Annotated in this window: 7 protein-coding genes; 5 read left to right on the top strand and 2 right to left on the bottom strand. The window is 72.4% G+C overall.

Features of this window, described 5'->3' with window-relative positions; genetic code table 11:
• Positions 1 to 105: 105 nt before the first annotated feature.
• Complete coding sequence (gene rpmB / locus ACWEVN_RS44175) at positions 106 to 297, bottom strand: 50S ribosomal protein L28 (RefSeq protein WP_176172341.1); 192 nt, start codon at positions 295 to 297, stop codon at positions 106 to 108.
• A 134-nt stretch (positions 298 to 431) separates the two neighbouring features.
• Here rpmB and ACWEVN_RS44180 point away from each other — a divergent pair, with 134 nt between their 5' ends.
• The 3 genes from ACWEVN_RS44180 to ACWEVN_RS44190 are packed head-to-tail and all read left to right on the top strand — an operon-like array spanning position 432 to position 4,621.
• Positions 432 to 2,003 carry a DAK2 domain-containing protein gene (locus ACWEVN_RS44180; RefSeq protein WP_452055268.1) on the top strand — a complete coding sequence of 524 codons (1,572 nt, stop codon included), beginning with the start codon at positions 432 to 434 and terminating at the stop codon, positions 2,001 to 2,003.
• Between the two features lie 3 nt (positions 2,004 to 2,006).
• The gene (gene recG, locus ACWEVN_RS44185) at positions 2,007 to 4,160 is read left to right on the top strand and encodes an ATP-dependent DNA helicase RecG (RefSeq protein WP_452055269.1); all 2,154 of its coding nucleotides are present in this window, start codon (positions 2,007 to 2,009) and stop codon (positions 4,158 to 4,160) included.
• A gap of 47 nt (positions 4,161 to 4,207) precedes the next feature.
• Positions 4,208 to 4,621: an N-acetyltransferase family protein gene (locus ACWEVN_RS44190; RefSeq protein WP_452055270.1), complete on the top strand. Its 414-nt coding sequence runs from the start codon at positions 4,208 to 4,210 to the stop codon at positions 4,619 to 4,621.
• Here the strand turns inward: ACWEVN_RS44190 and ACWEVN_RS44195 are convergent.
• Positions 4,602 to 5,216 (bottom strand): TetR/AcrR family transcriptional regulator, encoded by a 615-nt coding sequence (locus ACWEVN_RS44195; RefSeq protein ID WP_452055271.1) that lies wholly within the window; start codon positions 5,214 to 5,216, stop codon positions 4,602 to 4,604. The genes ACWEVN_RS44190 and ACWEVN_RS44195 overlap by 20 nt on opposite strands.
• Before the next feature lie 31 nt (positions 5,217 to 5,247).
• Here ACWEVN_RS44195 and ACWEVN_RS44200 point away from each other — a divergent pair, with 31 nt between their 5' ends.
• A complete protein-coding gene (locus ACWEVN_RS44200) occupies positions 5,248 to 6,381 on the top strand; it encodes an erythromycin esterase family protein (RefSeq protein WP_452055272.1) in 1,134 nt (377 codons plus the stop codon).
• Positions 6,382 to 6,435: 54 nt separating this feature from the next.
• A partial coding sequence (locus tag ACWEVN_RS44205; RefSeq protein ID WP_452055273.1) for a caspase family protein occupies positions 6,436 to 7,840 on the top strand: 1,405 nt, incomplete at its 3' end.

Consider the following 7,840-nt stretch of genomic DNA (forward strand, 5'->3'; position numbering starts at 1 on the left):
GGGTGCGTTGGACGCAACCAACGCCACATTGGGGCGCTTGAGGTGACCACATGAAAACGGCGGGTGCTCCGAGGAGCACCCGCCGTCCCAAACTTCGCGTCAGCGTCAGCCGCGAACGACCTTGCCCGCCTTGATGCACGAGGTGCACACGTTCAGGCGCTTGCGCTGGGACACACCCACCTTGGCGTGGACGGTCTGGATGTTCGGGTTCCACCGGCGGTTGGTACGGCGGTGGGAGTGCGAGACCGCCTTGCCGAAGCCCGGTCCCTTGCCACAGACGTCGCACACGGCAGCCACGTCGAACTCCTTTGGATCTGGGTCATAGAAATGAGCCCAGATGCACTGGGCAACTCGACCATAGTAACTACTGCGATCGAGGGCCCCGGCACCGGGTCGATACGCTGCCCGGGGACCGGTCAGGAGGTTACGGGGTGCGGGTGCTGGACGCGGCGGCGGTGTCGGCCTGGGCGGCGGGCTGTGTGCACAGCCTCGCGAGCCTGCGGCCGGCCATCGACGAGATCAACGTCTACCCCGTCGCCGATTCCGACACCGGCTCCAACATGCTCTTCACGATGACCGGCGCCGCCCGCGAACTTTCCGGAGCCGTCCCGGAAACCGCCGCCGAGGCGCTGAAGATCCTCGCGCGAGGCGCGGTCGCCTCCGCCAAGGGCAACTCCGGCGTGATCCTCTCCCAGGTCGTGCGCGGGCTGGCCGACCGCGCCGAAGGCGACCTGGACGGCCCGTGGCTGGCGGACGCGCTCGGGCACGCCGACGAGGTCGCCACCGGAGCCGTCAGCCGCCCGGTCGCCGGGACCATCCTGACCGTCCTGCACGCCGTCGCCCTCGCCGTGCGCGGGGACACGAGCCCGCTGCCCGAAATTGCCGCGAAAGCCGCGAAAGAGGCCGCGCACGCCCTGGAGAAGACTCCCGAGCAGCTGCCCGCGCTGGCGCGGGCCGGGGTCGTCGACGCCGGTGCCCGCGGCCTGGTCGCCGTGCTCGACGCGCTGGTCGGCGTGCTCACCGGCGCCCCTGTCGAGCACGACCACGCCCTCGAGGCCCCCGCGCACGCCGAGGCCTACGCCTGGGAGGTCATGTACCTCCTCGACGGCGTCGAGGAAGCGAGCCTGCCGACCCTGCGCAAGGAGCTGAGCGGCCTCGGCGACAGCGTCACGGTCGCCGGCGACGGCGCGGGCAGCCACGCCGTGCACGTCCACTGCGCCGACATCGGCGCCGCCATCGAGGCCGGGCTGGCGCTGGGCCGCCCGCGCAGGATCCGGGTCGAGCCCCTGCTGACGCCGACGCCGATCGAGCCGGGCGGCGGCATCGACCGCACCGTCGTCGCCGTCGTCCACGGCGGGGCGCTGGCCGAGCTGCTGCGCGCCGAAAGCATCCCGGTGCTGGCCGTGCCCGACGGCGGGACGCCGAGCGTCGAGGACATGATCGGCCTGCTCAACGAGGCCGCCGGGCAGCAGGTGACCGTGCTGCCGGGCAGCGTCGCCCTCACCGCCGCGGCCGACACCGCGGCCGGGCACGCGATGGCCGCCGGCCGGGACGTCGTCGTCATCCCGTGCGCCTCGCCGGTGCAGGTGCTGGCCGCCCTCGCCGTGCACGACGCCGGGCGCCGCACCAACGACGACGTCGTCGCGATGGCCGAAGCGGCCGCCGCCACCAGGCGTGGCGAACTGCGGATCGCCCAGGAGGAGTCGCTAACCTGGGTGGGCCGGGCCCAGTCCGGTGACGTGGTCGGCCTGGTCGACGACGAGGTGGTGCTGATCGAGCCCGCGCCCGCGTCCGAGACGAACCTGGTCGCGGCCGCGATGAAGGTGCTGAACCGGATGCTGGCGCTCGGCGGGGAGCTGGTGACGGTGCTGAGCGGGGCGGCGGCCCCGCCCGGGGTCGCCGGGGAACTCGCGGAACAGCTGCGGGTGGAGCACCCGGAGGTGGAACTGACCAGCTACGCCAGCGGCCAGGCGGACGCCGTGCTGCTGATGGGAGTCGAATAGCGGATGGCCGGACTGCGCGACAAGCTGCCGTTGCTGCTGGGCGCCAAGACGGCGAAGGCGCTCGCCACGTCGCTGGACATCGAGACGGTCAGCGACCTGCTGCGCCACTACCCGCGCCGCTACGCCGAGCGCGGCGAGCTCACCGACATCCACGGCCTCGAGCTGGGCGAGCACGCCACCGTGCTGGCGCGCATCGAAAAGGTGAGCAAGCGGCGGATGAAGGCCCGCAACGGCACCATCCTCGACATGGTCATCACCGACGGAAAACGGCGGCTGACCTGTGCGTTCTTCAACCAGGCCTGGCGGGAGAAGGACCTCGTGCCGGGCAAGACCGGCCTGTTCGCCGGCAAGGTGTCGGCCTTCCGCGACACGCTGCAGCTGACCAACCCCGAGTACGAGCTGTTCGACGCCGAGAACGAAGCCGAGGCGATGGACAACTTCCTCGCCGCGATCATCCCGGTCTACCCGGCGGCGCAGGGCATGCCGACCTGGTCGATCGCCAAGTGCGTGCGGCAGGTCCTCGACGTCCTCGAGGTCGGCGACGACCCGATGCCCGCCGAGCTGCGGCGGCTGCACAAGCTGGCCGACCTCGACAACGCGCTGCGCGGCATCCACCGCCCGGAGAACTGGGCGCACCTGGAGGCGTCGAAGAAGCGGCTGAAGTGGGACGAAGCGATGGCCGTCCAGCTGATCTTCGCGCAGCGGCGCCACTCGGCCATCTCGCGCCCGGCGAAGGCGAACCCGCACGTCAGCGGCGGCCTGATGGACGCCTTCGACAAGCGGCTGCCCTTCGACCTGACCGCGGGCCAGCGGGGGATCGGCGACGAGATCGCCGCGGACCTGGCGTCCGAGCACCCGATGAACCGGCTGCTCCAAGGCGAGGTCGGCTCGGGCAAGACGGTCGTCGCGCTGCGGGCGATGCTGCAGGTCGTCGACAACGGGCGGCAGGCCGCGATGCTGGCGCCGACCGAAGTCCTCGCCGCCCAGCACGCGCGATCGCTGCGGGAGATGCTCGGCGACCTCGGCCAGGCCGGCGAGCTGGGTGCGGCGGAGAACGCGACGAAGGTCACGCTGCTCACCGGGTCGATGGGCGCGAAGGAGCGCAAGAAGTCGCTGCTGGAGATCGTCAGCGGGGAGGCGGGCATCGTCGTCGGCACGCACGCGCTGATCCAGGACCACGTCGAATTCGCCGACCTCGGCCTCGCCGTCGTCGACGAGCAGCACCGCTTCGGCGTCGAGCAGCGGGACGCGCTGCGCACCCGCGGGGCCGGCGACACCAGCCCGCACGTCCTCGTCATGACCGCGACGCCGATCCCGCGCACGGTCGCGATGACCGTGTACGGCGACCTGGAAGTGTCGGCGCTGCGCGAGATGCCGGTCGGGCGGTCGCCGATCGCCACCACGGTCGTGCCGGTCGCGGAGAAGCCCGCCTGGTTCGAGCGGATCTGGCAGCGCGTGCGCGAGGAGGTCGGCAAGGGGCACCAGGCGTACGTCGTCTGCCCGCGGATCGGCGACGAGCCGCCGTCGGACAAGAGCGACAAGCGCCCGCCGCTGGCGGTCCTCGAAGTCGCGCCCGAGCTGGAGCACGGGCCGCTGCAGGGCCTGAAGATCGGCGTGCTGCACGGCCGGATGCCGCCCGACGACAAGGACGCCGTGATGCGCGCGTTCTCGGCGGCCCAGCTGGACGTCCTGGTGGCCACCACGGTGATCGAGGTCGGCGTGAACGTGCCGAACGCGACCGCGATGGTGATCATGGACGCCGACCGGTTCGGCGTCAGCCAGCTGCACCAGCTGCGCGGCCGCGTCGGCCGGGGCAGCGTGCCGGGGCTGTGCCTGCTGGTCACGGAGACCTTGGACGGCACGGCGACCCGCGAGCGGCTGGCGGCGGTCGAGTCCACGACGGACGGTTTCGAGCTGTCCCGCCTCGACCTGGAGCTGCGCCGCGAAGGCGACATCCTCGGCGCCGCGCAGTCCGGGAAGCGGTCCACGCTCAAGCTGCTCTCGCTGCTGCGGGACGAGGACGTGATCGCCGCGTCCCGGGCCTTGGCGCAGGAGCTCGTCACGAAGGACCCGGAGCTGACGAAGTACCGCGGCCTGGCGCAGATGGTTGCCGACGTCGTCGACGTCGAGCGCGCGGAGTACCTGGAGAAGAGCTGATCCGCGCGGCCACGGCCGCCGACGCCCCGGCGATCGGGCAGGTCCACGTGACGTCGTGGCAAGCGGCGTACGCGGGCCTGCTGCCGGCCGACTTCCTCGCGCGTCTCTCGGCCGGAGAACGGGCGGCGTCCTGGGCGCGGCGCATCGGCGAGGGTGTCGGGCAGGTGCTGGTCATCGAAGAGGACGGCGTCGTCGCGGGCTTCGCCGCCTTCGCGCCTTCGCAGCTGTACGCGCTGTACCTGCGGCCGGAGTTCTGGGGCCGTGGTCTCGGCCGCGCGCTGCACGACCGCGTCGTCGAAGCGATGTCCGGTGACCGCGCGATCCTGTGGGTGCTCGCGACCAACGAGCGGGCGAAGGCCTTCTACCTGCGGCAGGGCTGGGCGGACGACGGCGAGACCGCGACCGAGACCCTGGAAGGCGTCACCCTGGACGTGGTGCGGTTCAGCCGTCCGCTGCCGTGAAGACGCCGGCCTTCGCGGCGGCCGCGGCGGCTTTGGCGGCGAGGTCGGCGTCCCGCGGTGTCACGCCCTCCCGGGAGACGAACAGGCGGTAGAAGACCGGCCCGCAGGCCACGCGCACCGGCTCCACGGGATCGGTGCCGGGCGGGACTTCGCCGCGCTCGATCGCCCGGGCCACGGCGGCTCCGGAACGGGCGTGGCGGTCGACGTAGAACTCGCGCAGGGCGTCGGCCGCGCGCGGGGAGAGGAAGGCCGCCGAGATCGACGCCGTGGGCAGCTCGCGCTCGCCCGGGGTGGTGAAGTAGCGCACCAGCTCCAGGTTGATCGCGCGCAGGTCGCCTTCGAGGGTCCCGGTGTCCGGCACCGCCCACTCCTGCTCGGCGCCCATCAGGAGAGCCGCCGCGACCAGGCCTTCGGCGGACTCCCAGCGGCGGTAGAGCGTCGTCTTGTGCACGCCGGAGCGTTCGGCGACCGCTTCGACGGTGAGTTCCAGGTACCCGCGTTCGCCGAGCAGCTCCAAGGTGGCGTTGAGCGCGGCGAGGCGGGTCCGCTCGGTGCGGCCGCCCGGACGCTTGGTCCCGGAAATCTCGGTTGCCAACTGCTACTCCTGTTGCGTTAGTGTGCCCAGTATGACAGGAACCGTCGCCGTTGCCGAAATCGCCGAGCTGATCGGCGACGCCGAAGTGGTCGCCATCGGTGAGAACAACCATCACATCCGCGAGTTCGGAGTGCTGCGCGACCGCCTCCTGCGTCACCTCGTCACCGAACGCGGGTTCACCGTGCTCGGGTTCGAAGGCGGCTTCGCGGAGGGGCACCTGGTCGACGCGTGGCTGCAGGGCGGTCCGGGCGAGGTCGCCGACATCGCGCGGGACGGGTTCACGTTCGGTCTCGGCGACTCGGCCGAGGTGCACGAGATGCTGACCTGGCTGCGCGGCCGGGGCGTCCGGTTCTCCGGGCTCGACGTGCCGAGCTCGGCGGGCTCGCCGGTGCCGTCGCTGCAGGCGTTGCGGGCGGAGGTCCTGCGCGTGGACCCGGCGAATGTGTCCCTTGTGGACAACGCGCTGGCCGCGTGCGAGCCGTATGCGTCGGTGAGCAGCGCGGTCGCGCCGGGGCGCTACGGTGCCATGAGCGTCGAAGCGCGGGATGCCGCGACGACGGCGTTGACCGTCCTCAAAGGACATGTGGAGTCCCTGAGCTACGGCGAGGTGGCCGCGCACCACGCGGAGGGCGCGCTGCGCGTCGACCTGTACCTGCGGGAGCTCGACGCGCTGATGGCGGGCCGGGCGCCCGAGCCGCAGAGCTCGTCGCGGGACACGTACATGGCGGCCTCCGTCCGCCTGCTGCGGCGGCGGTTCCCGGGCGAGAAGATCGTGCTGATGATCCACAACGGACACCTCCAGCGCGTCCCGTTCTCGCCGATGCCGGGCATGACGGCGCCGTCGGCGGGCACCCACCTGGCCGCGGAGCTGGGGGACCGCTATTTCGCGCTGGCCCTGACCGCCGTCTCGGGGACGACGACCGGCCTGGCCCCCGACCCGGCGTACCCGCTGGGGTTCCGGATGTTCGAGCAGGCTTTGGGCGAGCCGGTTTTCGGGAGTGTCGAGGCGACGCTGGCTCCGCAGGCGCCCTGCGTGGTGGCGCACCCCGCGGCGTCGAGCATCCGGCACGCGCACATGACGCCCGCGGTGGACGTCGCGGCCGCGTGGGACGCCGTCGTCTGCCTGGAGAAGCAGGAAACGATTTTCGCGGGCACTGCCGAATAGGTGTGCCCGTTCGGCTGATTGCCGCAACGCGCGCGAAGGGCGTTTCCTACCGGTATGGCCGGGCGGAGGCGGGCGCTGATCGTCGCCAACGGCGAGTACGACAACGCGGGATTGCAGCGGCTGGGCTCGCCCGCGGCGGACGCCGACGCCCTGGCCGGGGTGCTCGCCGACCGGGCGATCAGCGACTTCGAGGTCTCGGTGGTGCGGAACGAGACCGCACACGTGATCCAGGCGGAGATCGAGGACCTCTGCCTGGAGGGCAAGCCCGACGAAGTCCTCCTGATGCACTTCTCGTGCCACGGCTTGAAGGACGACGCGGGCGGGCTCTACTTCGCGGCCCGCAACACGCGCCCGGACCGCCTCAGGTCGACGGCGGTGCCGGCGGACTTCGTGCAGCAGTGCATCCGGCAGAGCCGGTCGCGCAGCATCGTGCTGTTGCTGGACTGCTGTTACGGAGGGGCGTTCGGCCAGGGCGTGGCGGTCCGCGCGTCGGGCGACGCGAACGTCCTGGACAGCTTCCGCGGCGGCCGCGGGCGCGCGGTGATCACGGCGTCCAATTCGATCGAGTACGCGTTCGAGGGGGCCACGCTGGCCTCGGACGAGCCGGCCCAGCCCTCGGTGTTCACGTCGGCGTTGGTGGAGGGCTTGCGCACGGGCGAAGCGGACCGCGACGAGGACGGCTTGATCGCGCTGGGCGAGTTGTACGAGTACTTGTTCGACCGCGTCCGCGAGCGCAATCCCAAGCAGACGCCGAGCCGCGACATCGAGATGCAGGGCGAGCTGTACCTGGCCAAGAGCAGGCGCCGCCGCATCAAGCCTTCCCCGATCCCCCCGGACCTGGCGTCGGCGATCGCGGCGGAGAACCCGTTCACCAGGCTGGGAGCGGTGGCGGAGCTGCGGAGGCGGTTGTCGAGCCCGAACCTCCCGGTGGCGATGGGGGCATTCGAGGCGCTCAGGGCAATGGCATCGACGGACATCGAGCACGTGGCAGCGGCGGCTTCGGACGCGCTGTCGTCCGCGGTGGTGCGGGTGGACGTTCAGTCGGTCCGCTTGTCGGCGGCGGCGGGCTCGGCGGCGTCGGGGAAGTTGAGCGTGCTGGGCCCGCCGGTGGCGCGAGAGGTCCGGTTCGAGGCGGCGGAGCCGTGGATCGCGGTGCGCGAGGTACCGGGCGGGGCGGAGCTTGCGGTGACGGCGGGGTCGTCGGGGGTGCGGAGCGGGCGGGTGGTGGTGAGCGGGCCGACCGGGGAAGTCGTGGTGGCGGTGGAGATCGAGGCGCTGCCGGTGGTGGAGCCCTCCGACCAGCCGGTCACCGCGGCGGGCGCTCGTCCCGCGGCGGCGGCGCCGGCGGCACCCGAGCGCCCGCAAGCCTCCGAACCGCCCGCCGGGGAGCCTGCTGCCGCGAGGGGCACGGCTCCCGCCGCGACCACCGGCGCGGCCGCGGGGCGAGTGCCCCTCGCGG

Source organism: Amycolatopsis sp. NPDC003861 (assembly GCF_053605405.1).